Below are 17,282 nucleotides of genomic sequence, written 5' to 3' on the forward strand. Positions count from 1 at the left end.
GCCGAGGGACGACGTTGGCCCTCTGCGAAATTTCGTGCAGGTTACATGATGACGGCAATCCCGAGAAGCGGATATCGCGTTCCAACATGCGGACACTTGCCCGAAGCAGAAAAGAGGGACCTTCGCAGGGCCACAGAGGTGTTCAAGAGGACTTCTGCGGACACGACACAGGGCGAAGGTCCCGGCGCGGAGCGGGCATCATTGCCCGGCGCCCTGGTCTGATGCCCCGCGGTCACACGATCGAAACCGCCGGGTAACGGACTACTTATGTTGTGTACTGCATAGTGTCTCACCCTTGCCGTCGTTAGCCTACGGCGCCACCGATCCAGGTTCCCAGGATGTACGTCACACCGGCGGCGGCGCCACCCAGCAGGAGCTGGCGCAGGCCGCTGTAGAGCCAGGAGCGGGCCGTGATCCGCGCGACGACCGCACCGCAGGCGAAGAGCCCGACCAGGGCCACCAGCACGGCCGGCATCAGCGAGGTCGCCCCGAGCAGGTAGGGCAGCAGCGGGAGCAGGGCGCCCAGCGCGAAGGAGCCGAAGGACGAGACCGCGGCCACCAGCGGCGAGGGCAGGTCGTCGGGGTCTATGCCCAGCTCCTCGCGGGCGTGGATCTCCAGCGCCTGCTCGGGGTCGCGCGAGAGCTGCATGGCGACCTCGCGGGCCAGGGCGGGCTCGACCCCGCGCGAGACGTAGAGCTCGGCCAGCTCCTCCATCTCGTCGATCGGGTGCTTGCTCAGCTGCTGGCGCTCGACGTCCAGCTCGGCGAGGACCAGCTCGCGCTGCGAGGCGACGGAGGTGTACTCGCCGGCCGCCATCGAGAAGGCACCGGCCGCGAGACCGGCCAGGCCGGTGATCACGACGGTCTGGGGGGCGACGGCCCCGCCGGCCACGCCCGTCATCAGGGCGAGGTTGGAGACGAGCCCGTCCATCGCACCGAACACGGCCGGCCGCAGCCATCCCCCGTTGACGTCACGGTGGGTGTGGTTGTCGCGGTGGGCGGTGTGCAGTGGCGCTTCGGTCTGAATGATGGACATGCGGCGTATCTCCCCTTTTCATGCGAGTGGGTACGCGAAGGCAACGCGCGGAGTTCCACTCCCCCTGAACACCTCGAAACTACGCACGATTTTTGAGGTCCGCCAGCAAGGAAGGCCGTACTTACCTGGGGTTTCGTGGGTCGGCGACCGGGTGACGGCGAGGTTCGAGGGGTGTTTCGCGACGAGCGACAATCCACATGCCGTGGCACAAATCCCCCAAGGGCTCATCATGAGTCCCATCAAGTGGAGAGGCGCGCCATGGAGCTGATCGCATGCAATCCACAGGTCCTCCTCGAACGGGCCAGGGGCGCTCTTCTCGGCCTCGCGGTGGGTGACGCGCTCGGCGCCCCCGCGGAGAACATGAAGCCGTCGGAGATCCGTGCGAAGTGGGGCCGGATCGAAGGCTTCGTCTCGGACGATCCGGCCGGCACCGACGACACCGAGTACGCGATCTTCTCGGGCCTGCTCCTGGCCCGGCACGGGTCGGCCCTGACCGTCTCGCACGTCGAGCGGGCCTGGCACCACTGGATCGCCGATCTGGACGAGGGCCCCTTCCGCGGGGCCGGCTTCTCGGAGCGCGGCACCCTGGAGAACCTCCGGCGGGGCCTGGCCGCCCCGATCTCCGCCCAGCACCGCCACGCCTGGTCCGACGGGCTCGCCATGCGCGCGGCGCCCTTCGGGGTGTTCGCGGCGGGGCGCCCGGCCGAGGCGGCGCGGCTCGTCGCGATCGACGGCTCGGTCAGCCACGACGGGGAGGGCATCTACGGGGGCCAGGCGGTGGCCGCCGGGGTCGCCGCCGCGATGGCCGGAGGTTCCCCCGCCTCCGTGGTCTCGGCGGCCCTGTCGGTGATCCCCTCGGACTCCTGGACCGCCCGCTCCCTGCGGCGGGCGGTCACCGCCGCGCCCCGCGGGGAACGGGCCGTACGGTCGGCCGTGGTGATCGGCGGCTACCCGTGGACGGACCTGGCGCCGGAGGCGGTCGGCCTGGCCTTCGGGGCGTTCGCCGCCTGCGCGGGCGACTTCGCCTCCTCGGTCCTGACCGCCGTGAACATGGGCCGGGACGCCGACACCACCGCCGCCGTCGCGGGCGCGCTCGCCGGGGCCCTGTCGGGGGTGGCGGCCATCCCGCCCGACTGGGCCTCGGCGATCGGGCCGGTACGGGGCAGCTGCCTCCCCTCGATGCGGGGCCACCACGTCCTGGACATCGCGGACCTCCTCACCCCCGAATCCGAGCCCTCCCGGTGACCCCACCGACCACCCCACCGACCACGCCACTCCCCACCCACACCACCCCGGAGCCCCGGGCGCTGGCCACACCGGAGTCCCCGCCCCAGGCCCCATCGGAGGCCCCGGCGGGGGCCACACCGGAGTCCCCCGGCCGGTCGGCCCCGGAGGCCCCGGCACCCCACACCGCCCCGGAGGCCTCGACCCCCGCCATGCCGGAGGTCTCTGCCCGGCCCACCCCGGAGGCCCCGACCGAGGCCACCCCGGAAGCCCCGGCCCCGGCCGCCTCAGGGTTCTCGGCCCTGGCCACCCCCGAGGCCCCGACCGAGGCCACCCCGGAAGCCCCGGCCCCGGCCGCCTCAGGGTTCTCGGCCCTGGCCACCCCGGGAACCCCGGCCCCGGTGACGCCCGAAGCCCCGCCCCTGCGGGCGGCCCCCGGGGCCACCCCGGCCACACCCGAAGCCCGGCCCCGGGCGGCCGACCCGGGCGCACCGCCCCCCGCCGCCGATGCCCCGGGCGCCCCGGCGGTCCCGGGCCCCTCCGCCTCGGCGGACGCGTCCCCCGCCGGGCACGCGCCGGCGGTGCTGCCGGGGAATCCGGCGCAGCCGGCCTGGCGGGAGGTCCGCCGGTCGGCGGAGGCACCACCGGAGCACCCGCACGCGCACCCGGACGGGCAGGGGCCCGCGCAGCACGTCGCCGCCGGGATCCGGACCACCGAGCGCCCCGCCGCCCCGGGACGGACCGGCATCCCCCGCACGGAGCCCCGTACGACCACCACCGCACCGCCCGGCGCGGCGCCCCGCGCCCCCGTAGAACCCGCCGAGCCCGCCGAGCCCGCCGCAGGCGCCCGGCGGATCGAGGGGTTGCTCCTCGGGCTCGCCGCGGGCGACGCCGCCGGGTGGCCCGCGGCCCGCCACCGGGCCAGCCGGATGCCCGAGTGGACCCGCCGCCTGACCCGCGAGCTCGACACCTTCGCGGAGCAGAACGCCACCACCACCCTCCCCGTCCCCATCGCCCTCAACCAGCCCCCCGAACCCCTGCGCCTCGGCCCCTCCGACGACGCCGAATGGGCCGCCTTCGCCGCCGAGTCCGTCCTGACCGCCGCCGGCGCGCTGCTCAGCGACCTCTCCCGGTCCCGCCGCATGCGCGCCGCCATCGACCTGGCCTGGAACGCCCTGGCCAGCGAGGTCGCGGCCGCCGCCGAGCGGGCCCCGGAGGTCGAGTCCGCCGTCCTGCCCCTGCGCGCCCGGATCTCCGTCCGCGCCGGCCTCGGCAACCTCGCCGCCGGTCTGCGCCCGCCGGCCACCGGCCACGACAACCCGCACTACTTCGACGACGCCGCCTGCGTCCGCGCGTGCGTCCTCGCCGTCGTCCACCCCGGCGACCCCCGCGCGGCCGCCGACCTCGCCGAGTTCGACGCCCGCTACACCCAGGACGGCGACGGCGTCCACGGCGCCCGCGCCATGGCCGCCGCCATCGCCACCGCCCTGGCCGGCGGCGACACCGACGCCGCCGTCGAGGCCGCCCTCGCCCAACTCCCCGCCTCCACCGAGATCGGGCGCAACGCCCGGCACGCCCTCGACCTCGCCCGCGCCGACGACGGGGCCGGCGCCTTCGCCCTCGTACCGCTCCTGGAACACCAGATCGTCGACCACGTCTACAGCTACGGCATCGCCGCCGCCGAGACCGTGCCCGTCGCCCTGGCCCTGGCCACCGCCGCCCGCGGCCGGGTGGGCGAGGCCGTCCCGGCCGCCGCCTGCCTGTCCCGGGTCGCCGACTCCGCCCCCGCCCTCGCCGGGGCCCTGACCGGCGCGCTCGGCGGTGGCGACTGCCTGCCGCCGGCCTGGCGCGAGGCCTGCCGCATCCTGTCCGGCTGCGCCCTGCCCCGGCTCGCCGGAACCGACCTGGTGGAACTGGCCGCACTGCTCACCCGTACGGAACTCACCTCATTTCAAGGGATGACTCGGACATGACGCTCACACTGGAGGACCGGATCACCGGGGCCCTCGTCGGAGCCGCCGTCGGCGACGCGCTCGGGGGCCCGGTGGAGGGCTGGGAGCCCGACCGGATCGTCGAACGGCACGGCGGCCGCGTGCGCGGTGTCGTCGGCCCCTGGTACAAGGACTGGCGCACCGCGAGGCCCATCGCGCCGTACCACAAGGGCGACGGGCACGTCACCGACGACACCCTGATGACGCACGCGCTGATCCGCGTGTACGAGGTCGTACGGGACCACCTGGACGCCTACTCCGTCGCCGACCACCTCGTCCCGGACCTGATGACGGTCCCCCGCTGGATCCCGGAGCTGGAGGCCGAGGCCCTCCCCCTCCAGCGGGTGTTCCTGGCCGAGAAGTGGATCGTGACCCGGCTGCACTACGCGCACGCCGACCCCCGCGAGGCCGGCTCCGGGAACATCGTCAACTGCGGCGCCGCGATGTACATGGCGCCGGTCGGGTTGGTCAACGCGGGCAACCCCGAGGCCGCGTACGCGGAGGCCCTCGACATCGCCGGCGCGCACCAGTCCTCCTACGGGCGGGAGGCCGCCGGGGTCTTCGCCGCGGCCGTGGCGGCGGCCTGCGTGCCGGGCGCCGACGCCACATCCGTGGTGGCCACCGCCCTGGCCCTGGCCAAGGACGGCACCCGCGAGGCCATCGCCGCCGTCCGTGAAGTCGCCCTGGTCCACCGGGACTTCGAGTCCGCGCTGGCGCCGCTGCGGGAGGCGGTGGCCCCGTACGACTCGGTCGGCCCCGACTACCGCAACCCCTCGCTCGGCGCCCGGCGGCCCTCGCGGCTGCACTCCATCGAGGAACTCCCGGTCGCCCTCGGCATGCTGCTCGTCGCCGGCGGCGACTACGAGGCCTCCGTGCTCGGGGCGGTCAACTACGGCCGCGACTGCGACTCCATCGCCACGATGGCCGGGGCCGTCGCCGGAGCCCTCGGCGGCGAGGGCGTCGTCCCGGAGGCCTGGGCCAAGCAGGTCTCCGACGCCAGCCGGCTCGACCTGCGGGCCCCGGCCGCCGCCCTGACCACCGTCGCCCGGGAGGTCTTCACCCGGGACCGGGCCCGGCGGGCCGCCCACGAAGCCGCCTTCACCGCCCTCGCGGCGCCCCGGTGAAGGCTGCCCCCGACGCCCTCGTACGGCTCACCTGGGCGCAGCCCGAGGACCTGATCGGGCACGAGCTGCGCCAGGCCGCGGAGGACGGCCGCGACGCCGGGCCCGTCCTGCGCGCCTGGCTCGCGGCGGGCGGCCGGCCGGCCCCGGACCGGGCCGGGGCCTCCCCCACCCCGGCCGCACCGGAACTCCGCGCCCTGGCGCTGCGCCTGCTGGACGAACTCGCCGCCATCCCGGCCCCTTCGGCCCCCGAGGAACCGACCCCCTGGCCGGCGATCCGCGCCACCTGGTCCGCGCCACCCGCCCCGTCGGCGGACGGCCCGACGGCCGCCGCCCGGCCCGATCCGCGCCTGGGCCCCGGGTGGCCCCGGCCGGCCGGCCCGACCCCCGCCCGGGGCGCGCCCCCGCCCGCCCCGGACCGGACCACCGGGCCGGCCCCCGACCCGGCCGACGGGGTGGATCCCGTGCTGCGCCGCAGGCTGGAGGCCGCGTGGGTCGGGCGGGCCGTCGGGTGCGTGCTCGGCAAGCCCGTCGAGAAGCTCCCGCTGGAAGGCATCCGCGCCCTCGCCCGCGCCACCGGCAACTGGCCGCTGTCCGACTGGTTCACCGCGCGCGGGGTCCCGGCCGGGCTCCTCGCCGCGTACCCGTGGAACCGGCGCTCCGCCCCCACCTCCCTCGCCGAGAACATCGACGGCGCCCCCGAGGACGACGACCTCAACCACCCGCTGCTGGGCCTGCTCCTCCTGCGACGCCACGGCAAGGGCTTCACCACCGCCGACCTGGCCTCGCTCTGGCTCGACGAACTCCCCGCCGGCCGCACCTTCACCGCCGAGCGGATCGCGTACCGCAACCTCCTCCTCGGCCTGGAGCCCCCGCACACCGCCACCCACCACAACCCCTTCCGGGAGTGGATCGGCGCCCTCATCCGGGCCGACGTCCACGGCTGGACCAACCCCGGCGATCCGGTCGCCGCCGCCGAACAGGCCCACCGCGACGCCGTCCTCACCCATACCGCCAACGGGGTCTACGCCGCCCTGTTCACCGCCGCCGCCATCGCCGAGGCGGCCGGCGGCCGGGCCGACGCGCACGACGCGCTGCGGGCCGGGCTGGCCGTCGTACCACCCCACTCGCGGCTCGCCGACGCCGTGCGCTTCGGGATCCGTACCGCCCGCGAGGAGGCCGACTTCGACCGGGTCGTGGACCGCCTCCACGCCTGTTACGGCCACCACCACTGGGTACACGCCCTCCCGAACACCGCCCTGATCGCGGCGGCGCTCACCCACGCCGACGGGGACTTCACCCACTCCGTCTGCCGGGCGGTGTCGGGCGGTTGGGACACCGACTCCAACGGCGCCACCGCCGGATCGATCGCCGGGCTCCTGGCCGGATCCCCCGACCGGATCCCGGACCGGTGGACCGCGCCCCTCAAGAACCGGCTCGCGACGGGCGTCGCCGGTTTCGACGGCATCGGCTTCGACGCCCTCGCCCACCTCACCGCCCAGGAGGCAGCCCGCTCATGACGGCCATCGCCGTGCTCGGCAGTACGAACATGGACCTCGTCGCCTACGTGTCCAAGGCCCCCCGCCTCGGGGAGACCGTCACCGGGCGGGAGTTCCGCACGCTCCCCGGCGGCAAGGGCGCCAACCAGGCCGTGGCCGCCGCCCGGCTCGGCGGGGAGGTGGTGATGATCGGCGCGGTCGGGGCCGACGCGTTCGGCGTCCGGCTGCGCTCCGCCCTCGCCGCCGACGGGGTCGAGACGGCCGCCCTGCGCACCGTGGAGGGAGCCAGCGGCACCGCGCACATCACCGTCGACGACGAGGGCGCGAACAGCATCGTCGTCATCCCCGGCGCCAACGCCCGCGTCCTGGGCCTGGAGCCGGGCGACGACTCCCGCATCGGCGCCGCGGACAGCCTGTTGCTCCAGCTCGAACTCCCCCTGGAGGCCGTCCTCGCCGGGGCCCTCGCCGCCCGCGCCCACGGGGTCCGTACGGTCCTCACCCCGGCGCCCGCGCAACCGTTGCCCGACGAACTCCTGGCCGCGACCGACCTCCTCGTCCCGAACGAGCACGAGGCCGCCGCCCTCACCGGGCTCACCGATCCCCGCCGCGCCGCCGGGGCGCTGCTGGAGCTGGTCCCGGAGGTGGTGGTCACCCTGGGAGCGGCCGGGGTGCTGTACGCGGCGCGGGGGCGCGAGCCGCTGACCGTGCCGGCGCTCCCGGTGCGGGCCGTGGACACCACGGCCGCCGGGGACACCTTCGTCGGGGCCCTCGCGGTGGCCCTCGGGGAGGGGCTCGCGATGCCCGAGGCCCTCGGCTGGGCCTCGTGCGCCGCCGCCCTGTCCGTGCGGCGGTCCGGCGCCCAGGACTCGATGCCGACCCGCGCCGAGGTCACCGCGGCCCTCGCCCGGGCCGGGGCCCCGTCGTGAACCCCGCCCCGGGCCCGCTGGCCGGGCTGCGCGTCCTGGACCTCGCCACCCTCTTCGCGGGCCCCCTCGCCGCCACCCTGCTCGGGGACTTCGGCGCCGAGGTGGTCAAGGTGGAGCATCCGCGCCGCCCCGACCCCTCCCGGGGGCACGGGCCGGCCAAGGACGGGGTCGGGCTGTGGTGGAAGCTGCTCGGGCGCAACAAGCGGACGATGACCCTCGACCTGTCCGCGCCCGGCGGCCGGGACACCCTGCTGCGGCTGGCCGCCACCGCCGACGTGGTCATCGAGAACTTCCGCCCCGGCACCCTGGAGCGGTGGGGTCTGGGCTGGCCCGAGCTGTCGGCCGCCAACCCGCGCCTGGTGCTGGCCCGGGTCACGGCCTTCGGCCAGCAGGGTCCGTACGCCCGCCGGCCCGGCTTCGGGACCCTCGCCGAGGCGATGAGCGGGTTCGCCGCGATCACCGGGGAGCCGGACGGCCCGCCGACCCTGCCGCCCTTCGGGCTCGCGGACTCCATCGCCGCGCTCACGACCGCGTACGCGGTGATGGCGGCGCTGGCCGGCCGCGACCGCACCGGACACGGACAGGTCGTGGACCTGGCCATCATCGAGCCGATCCTGACCGTGCTGGGCCCGCACCCGCTCTGGTACGACCAGCTCGGCTACGTCCAGGAGCGCACCGGCAACCGCTCCACCAACAACGCGCCCCGCAACACCTACCGGAGCGCGGACGGCCGCTGGCTGGCGGTGTCCGCCTCCGCGCAATCCGTCGCCGAGCGGGTGATGTGCCTGGTCGGGAGGCCGGAGTTGATCGAGGAGCCCTGGTTCGCGGACGGTGCGGGGCGGGCCGCGCACGCGGAGGTCCTGGACGAGGCGGTGGGAGGCTGGATCGCCCGGCGCGGGGCGCAGGAGGTGGTCGCGGCCTTCGAGAAGGCCGAGGCCGCCGTCGCCCCCGTGTACGACGTGCGGGACGTGATGGACGACCCGCAGTTCGCGGCCCTGGACACGATCACCGAGGTCGACGATCCCGAACTCGGCCCGATCCGCATGCAGAACGTCCTCTTCCGGCTGTCCGACACACCGGGCGGGATCCGCTGGGCGGGCCGCCCGCACGGCGCGGACACCGAAGCCGTACTGACCGAACTCGGCCTGACCCCGGCCGAGATCACCGCTCTCCGAACGGAGGGGGCCCTGTGATCCTGACCTGGCTCTACGCACCCGGCGACCGCCCCGAGGTGGTGGCCAAGGCCCTGCGGTGCGGGGCCGACGCCGTCATCGTGGACCTGGAGGACTCGGTGTCGGTCTCCCGCAAGGAGTACGCCCGCGCCGCCACCGCCGAGTTGCTCTCCGACCGGCCGCCCGTCCCCGTCCACGTCCGGGTCAACGCCCTCGGCTCCCCCTGGGCGGGCGCCGACCTCACGGCCCTGTCCCGGCTGCACGGCCTCGCCGGATTGCGGCTGCCCAAGATCGACGCCCCCGAGCAGGTCACACGGGTCGCCGACCGGGCCGGTGGGGTGGCGCTGTACGCGCTGCTGGAGTCGGCCCTCGGGGTGGAGAGGGCGTACGAGATCGCCCGCGCCCATCCCTCCCTCCAGGGCCTGACCCTCGGGGAGGCGGACCTGCGCGCCGATCTCGGCGTCAGCGCGGAGGCCGGGCTGGACTGGCCGCGCTCCCGGGTGGTGGTCGCGGCGCGGGCGGCGGGACTGGTGCCGCCGGCCCAGTCGGTGTTCCCGGACATCCGCGACCTGGAGTCCCTGGCCGCCTCGTGCGCCCGGGGCCGCGCGCTCGGGTTCCTCGGCCGGGCGGCGATCCACCCGCGCCAGCTCCCGGTGATCGAGCGGGCCTACCTCCCCGGGCCGGACGAGGTGACCGCCGCCGAGGAGATCGTCACCGCGGCCCGGGCCACTCCGGGGGCGTTGGCCCTGCCCGACGGCCGCTTCGTGGACCCGGCGGTGGTGGCGGCGGCCCACCGCACCCTGGGCCTCTCCCGCCGCGTGTCCCCGCTCTGAGCGGGCGGGGCGTCCGGCCCCGGACGCACGGAAGGCGTGCCGCGTCGTCCGCGGCACGCCTCCTCGTGAACGGGAGCCTCAGCTCTTCTTGGCCTCCGGCTCGGCCTTGCTCAAATCGGCCTTCGCCAGATCGGCCTTGGCCACGTCCGGCTTGCTCAGGTCGGTCTTGACGGCGCCCGCCGGGGCGGCGTCCTCGGCCTTGGCCTCCGGGTCCGCGTCCTTCTTCGGCCCGGCCCCGGCGTCCGCCTTCGCGTCGGCGGGGGCGGCCCCTGCGGTCGTGGCCGGAGCGTCCTTGCCCGCGTCCGCGGCACCGGTGGAGCCGGAGGTCTCCGGCTCGACGACCTCCTCGCGGCCCGGCCGCAGCTTCGCCGAGAGCACGAAGTAGACCACCGCGAGGACGAAGACGAAGATCGCCGTCCAGACGTTCAGGCGCAGGCCCAGGATGTGGTGCGCCTCGTCGACCCGCATGTACTCGATCCAACCGCGGCCCAGGCAGTACGCGGCCACGTACAGGGCGAAGGCCCGGCCGTGTCCGAGCTTGAAGCGGCGGTCGGCCCAGATCACCAGCGCGGCGACGCCGAGGCACCACAGCGACTCGTAGAGGAAGGTCGGGTGGTAGGTCCCGGCGACCCGGTTGGGTCCCTCGCTGATCTCCAGCGCCCACGGCAGGTCGGTGGCGCGGCCGTACAGCTCCTGGTTGAACCAGTTGCCCCAGCGGCCGAAGGCCTGGGCGACGGCGATGCCGGGAGCCAGGGCGTCGGCCCAGGCGGGCAGCGGGATCCCGCGCAGTCGGCAGCCGATCCAGGCGCCGACCGCGCCGAGCGCGATCGCGCCCCAAATGCCGAGGCCGCCTTCCCAGATCTTGAAGGCGTCGACCCAGTTGCGGCCCTCGCCGAAGTACAGCTGGTAGTCGGTGATCACGTGGTAGAGGCGTCCGCCGACCAGGCCGAACGGCACGGCCCACACGGCGATGTCCGCGACGGTGCCCGGCTTTCCGCCGCGTGCGATCCACCGCTTGTTGCCGAGCCAGACGGCGACGAAGACGCCGATGATGATGCAGAACGCGTAGCCGCGGAGCGGGATCGGTCCGAGATGGATCACGCCGGTCGACGGACTGGGGATGTAAGCAAGGGTCATGGCAGACCTGACGCTACCCTGCCGGGCGGTACCGACCGCAACCCGCCCGGCAAGCTGAAATCAAAACCACACACGCCACGGCCGCTCGCTCAGTCCTCCCCCGCCCCCTGGGACACGGCCCTGGAGCCGGTGGACCCGGTGGAAGCACCGGTTCCGCTGGTGCCGGCCGTGCCGCTCGTGCCCGACAGGGTGCCCGAGGTGGAGCCCGAACCCGAGGTCGAGCCCGAACCGGAACCCTTCGCCTTCGCGGACGGCGAGGCGGAAGCCGAGGCCGAGGGCTTGCCGGAGGCCTTCGGGGCCCCCGAGGCGCCGACGGCCCCGCTCGCGGCCTCCACCTTCTGCTTGAGCTTCTGCGGGGTCAGCGGGTCGGCCTGGTCCCCGAAGATGTCCTTGCCGTCGAGCAGCACGGTGGGGGTGCCGCGGAACTTGCCGGCCTTGAAGGCGTCGTAGGACTTGCCGACCCAGCTGTTGTGGGTCCCGTCCTCCACGCAGGAACGGAAGGCCGGGGTGTCGAGCCCGTCGACCTTTCCGGCCAGTTCCAGCAGCTTGGCGTTCTTCCCGTAGGCGTCGACGGTCTCCTCGGGCTGGTTCTCGAAGAGGACGTCGTGGTACGCGGGGAACTTGCCGGCGTCCTGGGCGCAGGCCGCGGCGTTCGCGGACTTCAGCGAGCCCGTGCCGCTCATGTTCCCGTCGATCAGGGTGATGATGTGGTAGTCGACCTTGAGGAGACCCTTGGCCTCCAGTTCGTGGATGGTGTCGCGGTAGTTGGTCTCGAAGGCCTTGCAGGCGGGGCAGCGGAAGTCTTCCCAGACGGTCAGCTGGGACTTGGCCGCGTCCTTCCCGGTCCGGATGGCGAGGGCGTCCTTGCCCACGGCCCCCGACGGGGCGACCGCCGGACCCGCCTTCTCGGACTTGTCGCCGGACCCCGCGTTGGCGGCGATCAGGCCGACGACGGCCGCCAGGCCGAGCACACCGACCACGGCCGCCGACACGACGAGGGTCCTCCGGCGCTTGTCGCGCGTCTTCTGCCGGAGCCGCTCCTCCTGGAGTCGCTCGCGGGCCGATCGTTTCGTCGCATCGCGGTTCGCACCGTCGTTCTTCTCGCTCACGTTCGGCCAAACGAAACGGGGAGGCACTCGCGTGCCTCCCCGCTCCCACTTCCACCCGATCGGGCTACAGAACCCTCATCGGGACCCGTCCGGCGTCAGGATCTGCGTACGCCTTCCGCGAGCTCGCCCGCCAGGGAGCGCACGGCGGCCAGCCCGGCGGCCTCGTCGGGCGCGTCCAGCAGCAGCTTCACGAAGGCCGAGCCGACGATCACCCCGTCGGCGAAGGCGGCCACCTCCTTGGCCTGGGCGGCGTTGGAGACACCGAGGCCGACGCAGACGGGGAGCCCACGGCGGGCCCCCTCGGTCTCGCGGGTGCGGCGGACCAGTTCGGCGGCCTCTTGGCAGACGGACTGGCGGGTGCCGGTGACGCCCATGAGGGAGGCGGCGTAGACGAAGCCGGATCCGGCCTCGGTGATGGTCGCCAGTCGGGCGTCCTTGCTGCTGGGGGCCACGACGAAGACGGTCGCGAGACCGTGCCGGGTCGCGTGCTCACGCCACAGGGCGGACTCCTGGACCGGCAGGTCGGGCAGGATGCAGCCCGCGCCGCCCGCCGCGGCCAGCTCGGCGGTGAACCGCTCGACGCCGTAGCGGTCGATCGGGTTCCAGTAGGTCATGACGAGGATCGGGGCCCCGGTGGCCTCGTGCGCCTCGCGGACCGTGCGCATCACGTCGGCGATCTTCACGCCGCCGCGCAGGGCGATGTCGTCGGCGGTCTGGATGACCGGGCCGTCCAGGACCGGGTCGCTGTGCGGCAGGCCGATCTCCACGACGTCGGCTCCGCCCGCGACGACGGCCTTGACGGCCTCGATGGCCCCGTCCACGGTCGGGAACCCGGCCGGGAGGTAGGCGACGAGGGCGGCGCGGTCCTCGGACTTCGCCTTGGCGAGGGTCGCGCTCAGCAGCTCGATGTTGCCGGTGTGGCCGGTGTTGCCGGCTCCGTGCGTGGCGCTCACTTGTCGTCCCCCTCGGAGAACTCGTTCTCGGCGACTTCGCCGTCGGTCGCGTACAGCCCGAAGTAGCGGGCGGCGGTGTCCATGTCCTTGTCGCCGCGACCGGACAGGTTGACCACGATCAGGCCCTCCGGGCCCAGCTCCTTGCCGAGGTCGAGGGCGCCGGCGAGGGCGTGCGCCGACTCGATGGCCGGGATGATGCCCTCCGTACGGGAGAGCAGGCGCAGGGCCTGCATCGCCGCGTCGTCGGTGACCGCGCGGTACTCGCCGCGGCCGGAGTCCTTGAGGTAGGAGTGCTCGGGCCCGATGCCCGGGTAGTCCAGACCGGCGGAGATCGAGTAGGGCTCGGTGATCTGGCCCTCCTCGTCCTGGAGGACGTAGGAGCGGGAGCCGTGCAGGATGCCGGGCTCGCCCGCCGTGAGGGTGGCCGCGTGCTCGCCGGTCTCCACGCCGTGCCCGGCGGGCTCGAAGCCGACCAGGCGGACGTCGGCGTCCGGGATGAAGGCGTGGAAGAGGCCGATGGCGTTGGAGCCGCCGCCGACGCAGGCCGCGACGGCGTCCGGGAGGCGGCCGGCGCGCTCCAGGATCTGCCGGCGGGCCTCGACGCCGATGACGCGGTGGAAGTCGCGGACCATGGCCGGGAAGGGGTGCGGGCCGGCGACCGTGCCGAAGAGGTAGTGGGTGCGGTCGACGTTGGCGACCCAGTCGCGGAAGGCCTCGTTGATCGCGTCCTTGAGGGTCCGGGAGCCGGACTTCACGGCGATGACCTCGGCGCCGAGCATCCGCATGCGGGCCACGTTGAGCGCTTGGCGCTGCGTGTCGATCTCGCCCATGTAGATGGTGCATTCGAGGCCGAAGAGCGCGCAGGCGGTGGCGGTGGCCACGCCGTGCTGGCCGGCTCCGGTCTCGGCGATGACGCGGGTCTTGCCCATGCGCTTGGTGAGCAGCGCCTGGCCCAGCACGTTGTTGATCTTGTGCGAGCCGGTGTGGTTGAGGTCCTCGCGCTTGAGGAAGATCCGGGCGCCGCCCGCGTGCTCGGCGAAGCGAGGGACCTCGGTGAGGGCACTGGGGCGGCCGGTGTAGTTGACCATGAGCTCGTTGAGCTCCGCCGCGAAGGCCGGGTCCACCTTGGCCTTCTCGTACTCGACGGCGACCTCGTCCACGGCGGCGACGAGGGCCTCCGGGATGAACTTGCCGCCGAAGTCACCGAAGTACCCCTCGGCGTTGGGGACGTGACCCTCCGGGTCCGGGATGAAGAACGAGCTGGTGGACATGGCCACTACTCCTACGTGGTGCGGAATGCGAGGCGTTGCTCGGCGGGGAGGACGGAATGCACCGTATGGCGCCGTCGGCCCGCGGTCCGCGCACCCCGCTGGAGGGGGTGGGGACCTGCGGACGGAAACGGTCCGCGCCGGGACCCCGAGGGTCCGGGGCGCGGGTTCCGTACGCGACCGGCCGCCCGGTGCGCGGTGCGCACCGGGGCGGGAGGGTCGTCGTTACAGCGCGGCTCCGCCACGCCATCGCATGCCGTTGACCTGACCGGGCTCGGAGCCGATCACGTAGCGCACCCGCCGGCCGTGCACGCGCCGGGCCGGGGCGCGGCAGCCGCGGGGGCGGCAGCCGCGCGCCAAGGGCGCGTGAGCCGTCAGCGCACCGACCGGGGCGTGGCCCGGGTGGGTGCGGACGGCGGGGCGGCAGGGGGCCATGGGTGGGTCAGCTCCGGCCGTGGCGCAGGGCGGGGTGGGCGCCGGCGGCGACGAGGTCGGCGACGGCCGACTTCGGGTCGCGGCCGGTGACCAGGGATTCCCCGACGAGGACGGCGTCGGCGCCGTCGTTGGCGTAGGCGATCAGGTCGTGGGGTCCGCGGACACCGGACTCGGCGACCTTCACGATGTGGGCGGGGATCTCGCCGACGATCCGCTCGAAGGTGGAGCGGTCGACCTTGAGGTCCTTGAGGTTGCGCGCGTTGACGCCGATGATCTTGGCGCCCGCCTCGACGGCGCGCTCGATCTCCTCCTCGTCGTGGACCTCGACGAGCGGGGTGAGGCCGATGGACTCGGCCCGCTCGATGAGGGAGACGAGGGCCTCCTGCTCCAGGGCCGCGACGATCAGCAGCACGAGGTCGGCGCCGTAGGCGCGGGCCTCCCACAGCTGGTACGCGGTGACGATGAAGTCCTTGCGCAGGATCGGGATGTCCACGCGGGCGCGGACGGCCTCCAGGTCGGCCAGCGAACCGCCGAAGCGGCGCTCTTCGGTGAGGACGGAGATGACCGCCGCACCGCCGGCCTCGTAGTCGGCGGCGAGCCCGGCCGGATCCGCGATCGCGGCCAGCGCGCCCTTGGAGGGGCTGGAACGCTTGACCTCGCAGATCACCTTGACGCTGTCACCACGCAGGGCGGCGACACCGTCCTTGGCCCGGGGCGCCTTGGCGGCACGCTCCTTGAGCTCGTCGAGGCTCACGCGGGCCTGCCGTTCGGCAAGGTCTTCGCGGACCCCTTCGATGATCTCGTCGAGCACACTCACGCGAGCGGCCCCCTTCCGGGTTGATGACGGTCGGCCGCCTTGCGGACACGTACCCCGGCAAGGTCGACCCTCAAATGGTATCCGCAGGTCGCCGCGGCCTCCGCACGGACTTGAGCGTTTCCCAGCTGCTGGACACCCGGAAGGCGCTCTTCCTCCTAGGGGTGACCGGGCTGCGGCCCGACCTCAAGGAGCCAGGGCCGAACCGAACGGGAGGTTGCGGACCACGGCGAAGGCCAGCACCAGGCCCCCCAGCGCCCACCAGGCGACCGGCGGGAGGCCCGGGCGCGGTGTGGGTCCGCCACGGAAGGCCCTGACCAGCCAGAGGGCCGTGAACGCGGCGAAGACGAGGTAGCCGGCGACGGCCACCGCGTTGTCCCCCAGCGCCGTGACCAGATCGCCGCGGGCGAAGGCGTGCGCGCTGCGCAGCCCTCCGCAGCCCGGGCAGAGGATGCCGGTCAGTCGCAGCAGCGGGCAGACCGGGTAGTGCCCCGGTTCGTTGGGGTCCACGGCGCCCACGTACGCGAAGGCGGCCACGGCCCCGGTCAGGGTGAGCAACGGGGCGGCCAGCCGGCGGGCCCGCGAGGCTCGTACGGGTCCCTCGGGCGGGGCGTGGGCCGCGCCCGGCGTCGGGTGCGGGGCACCGGCCGGGGCGGGGGCGGAAGGGCTGTGAGTGGGTTCCACGCGCCGATTCTCTCCGGTCATGACAAAAGGCGCAGCCCGACGGGGCCGCGCCTTTCGAACACCGTCTCGCGGGCCGGGCTCAGACCTTGGCGGGAACCCGGTTGGCGGCGATGACGTCGGCGAGGTCGCGGTGGGCGACCTTCGGCGCGCCCATGCCCGCGGCCTTCATGCCGAGGCCCACGACTCCGCCGAGGGCGATGACCACGAGGCCCGCCCAGAAGCCCAGGGGGTTCGCCAGCACCATGAAGGCGCCGGAGACGCAGAAACCGATGAAGGCGATGATGACACCGGTCCAGGCGGCCGGGGTGTGTCCGTGGCTCGTGCCCGCCATGAGTTGCTCCTCGTTGCTCTGTCTCACGTGCTGTGTCGCACGCTCGCTGGTCATTGTCCCGCACGGCGCGGGAGGTTCCCGCACTGGGTGGGCTGTTGAGCGGGTGTTCAGCGGGTCGGGTCCTCGCCGCGGTCCAGAGCCTTCCACAGGTCCTCCGGCCGGTCGGGGTCCACCGCCGCGGGTGTCCTCGCACGGGGGCTGCCGTCACGCTCGTAGCGGCCCCCCATGGCGGGCCAGCTCCGGCCGAAGCGCAGGGCCAGCAGCCCGGCGAGCAGGATCAGGACGGCTCCGGCGGCGGCGACGTACGGCCACGCCGTATGGCTCAGGTCCACCACCCGTGCGGCCGTGTCGGCGGTCGCGGTGGCGGCCCGCTCGTCCAGCGCCCGGTGGTCGTCGGCGGCGGCCAGCGCGGACAGCGCCGCGCCGAGGCCGCTCAGGGCGAGCAGCGCGGAGACCAGCAGCCGGCTGCGGCCGCGGACGGCGAACACCGCCACCAGGGCGGCCAGGCCGACGATGGCCAGGGCGGCCGGGAGGCCGGTGACGGCCTGCCCGTCGGCGGTCAGCGGGAGCGAGGCTCCGGCCAGGAGGGCGTTGCCCTTGGCCCAGACACGGCCGGACGAGAGCAGGACGACGGTGGCGCCGAGCGCGCCGAGCAGCAGGGCGACGGCCACGCTGCGGCGGCCTCGGTTGCTCTCGGGCGCCTCGGCATCGGTTCGGGGCGGGGGAACGGCACTCACGTCCCCCACTAT

At 74.6% G+C, this 17,282-nt stretch carries 17 protein-coding genes; 7 read left to right on the forward strand and 10 right to left on the reverse strand.

Translation table 11 applies throughout. The features are described 5' to 3' along the window. Window positions 1–304: 304 nt before the first annotated feature. Window positions 305–1,036, reverse strand: coding sequence for a VIT1/CCC1 transporter family protein (locus tag ACIOD1_RS22445; RefSeq protein WP_365624707.1), 732 nt, complete (start codon window positions 1,034–1,036; stop codon window positions 305–307). Between the two features lie 258 nt (window positions 1,037–1,294). On the opposite strand from ACIOD1_RS22445, the gene ACIOD1_RS22450 reads away from it, so the two are divergent. The 7 genes from ACIOD1_RS22450 (at window position 1,295) to ACIOD1_RS22480 (ending at window position 9,802) form a co-directional block, all read left to right on the forward strand. Further along, a complete protein-coding gene (locus tag ACIOD1_RS22450; RefSeq protein WP_401904160.1) occupies window positions 1,295–2,281 on the forward strand; it encodes an ADP-ribosylglycohydrolase family protein in 987 nt (328 codons plus the stop codon). 191 nt (window positions 2,282–2,472) lie between these two features. Further along, on the forward strand, window positions 2,473–4,233 hold the full coding sequence (locus ACIOD1_RS22455; protein WP_401904163.1) for an ADP-ribosylglycohydrolase family protein: 1,761 nt from the start codon (window positions 2,473–2,475) through the stop codon (window positions 4,231–4,233). Continuing rightward, the gene (locus ACIOD1_RS22460) at window positions 4,230–5,375 is read left to right on the forward strand and encodes an ADP-ribosylglycohydrolase family protein (protein ID WP_365624713.1); all 1,146 of its coding nucleotides are present in this window, start codon (window positions 4,230–4,232) and stop codon (window positions 5,373–5,375) included. Before ACIOD1_RS22455 ends, ACIOD1_RS22460 begins: the two co-directional genes overlap by 4 nt. Continuing rightward, window positions 5,372–6,892, forward strand: a complete 1,521-nt coding sequence (locus ACIOD1_RS22465; protein WP_401904165.1) for an ADP-ribosylglycohydrolase family protein — start codon at window positions 5,372–5,374, stop codon at window positions 6,890–6,892. The genes ACIOD1_RS22460 and ACIOD1_RS22465 overlap by 4 nt, the downstream gene beginning before the upstream one ends. Continuing rightward, complete coding sequence (gene rbsK, locus ACIOD1_RS22470; protein WP_365624719.1) at window positions 6,889–7,797, forward strand: ribokinase; 909 nt, start codon at window positions 6,889–6,891, stop codon at window positions 7,795–7,797. The genes ACIOD1_RS22465 and rbsK overlap by 4 nt, the downstream gene beginning before the upstream one ends. Continuing rightward, a complete protein-coding gene (locus ACIOD1_RS22475; RefSeq protein ID WP_365624722.1) occupies window positions 7,794–8,990 on the forward strand; it encodes a CoA transferase in 1,197 nt (398 codons plus the stop codon). The genes rbsK and ACIOD1_RS22475 overlap by 4 nt, the downstream gene beginning before the upstream one ends. Then, window positions 8,987–9,802, forward strand: a complete 816-nt coding sequence (locus tag ACIOD1_RS22480; protein WP_365624725.1) for a CoA ester lyase — start codon at window positions 8,987–8,989, stop codon at window positions 9,800–9,802. The genes ACIOD1_RS22475 and ACIOD1_RS22480 overlap by 4 nt, the downstream gene beginning before the upstream one ends. A gap of 78 nt (window positions 9,803–9,880) precedes the next feature. On the opposite strand, the gene lgt is transcribed toward ACIOD1_RS22480, so the two are convergent. From lgt to ACIOD1_RS22525, 9 genes are all read right to left on the reverse strand, one after another. Beyond that, entirely contained in the window at window positions 9,881–10,939 is a 1,059-nt protein-coding gene (gene lgt, locus ACIOD1_RS22485; protein ID WP_401904169.1) for a prolipoprotein diacylglyceryl transferase, read from the reverse strand. An 89-nt stretch (window positions 10,940–11,028) separates the two neighbouring features. Next, entirely contained in the window at window positions 11,029–12,048 is a 1,020-nt protein-coding gene (locus ACIOD1_RS22490) for a DsbA family protein (protein WP_401904172.1), read from the reverse strand. Between the two features lie 95 nt (window positions 12,049–12,143). Further along, window positions 12,144–13,001: a tryptophan synthase subunit alpha gene (trpA, locus tag ACIOD1_RS22495; protein ID WP_401904174.1), complete on the reverse strand. Its 858-nt coding sequence runs from the start codon at window positions 12,999–13,001 to the stop codon at window positions 12,144–12,146. Then, complete coding sequence (gene trpB / locus ACIOD1_RS22500) at window positions 12,998–14,272, reverse strand: tryptophan synthase subunit beta (RefSeq protein ID WP_365624734.1); 1,275 nt, start codon at window positions 14,270–14,272, stop codon at window positions 12,998–13,000. The genes trpA and trpB overlap by 4 nt, the downstream gene beginning before the upstream one ends. Before the next feature lie 222 nt (window positions 14,273–14,494). After that, entirely contained in the window at window positions 14,495–14,704 is a 210-nt protein-coding gene (trpM, locus tag ACIOD1_RS22505) for a tryptophan biosynthesis modulator TrpM (protein WP_365624737.1), read from the reverse strand. 7 nt (window positions 14,705–14,711) lie between these two features. Next, window positions 14,712–15,521 carry an indole-3-glycerol phosphate synthase TrpC gene (trpC, locus tag ACIOD1_RS22510; protein WP_365624740.1) on the reverse strand — a complete coding sequence of 270 codons (810 nt, stop codon included), beginning with the start codon at window positions 15,519–15,521 and terminating at the stop codon, window positions 14,712–14,714. A 183-nt stretch (window positions 15,522–15,704) separates the two neighbouring features. Continuing rightward, the gene (locus ACIOD1_RS22515) at window positions 15,705–16,223 is read right to left on the reverse strand and encodes a DUF2752 domain-containing protein (protein ID WP_401904178.1); all 519 of its coding nucleotides are present in this window, start codon (window positions 16,221–16,223) and stop codon (window positions 15,705–15,707) included. Between the two features lie 58 nt (window positions 16,224–16,281). Next, complete coding sequence (locus ACIOD1_RS22520) at window positions 16,282–16,533, reverse strand: HGxxPAAW family protein (RefSeq protein ID WP_365624743.1); 252 nt, start codon at window positions 16,531–16,533, stop codon at window positions 16,282–16,284. A 107-nt stretch (window positions 16,534–16,640) separates the two neighbouring features. Further along, window positions 16,641–17,279 (reverse strand): TIGR02234 family membrane protein, encoded by a 639-nt coding sequence (locus ACIOD1_RS22525; protein WP_365624746.1) that lies wholly within the window; start codon window positions 17,277–17,279, stop codon window positions 16,641–16,643. Between the last annotated feature and the right edge of the window lie 3 nt (window positions 17,280–17,282).

Origin of the sequence: Streptomyces sp. NPDC088097, assembly GCF_044741845.1 — a bacterium.
Classification (GTDB): domain Bacteria; phylum Actinomycetota; class Actinomycetes; order Streptomycetales; family Streptomycetaceae; genus Streptomyces.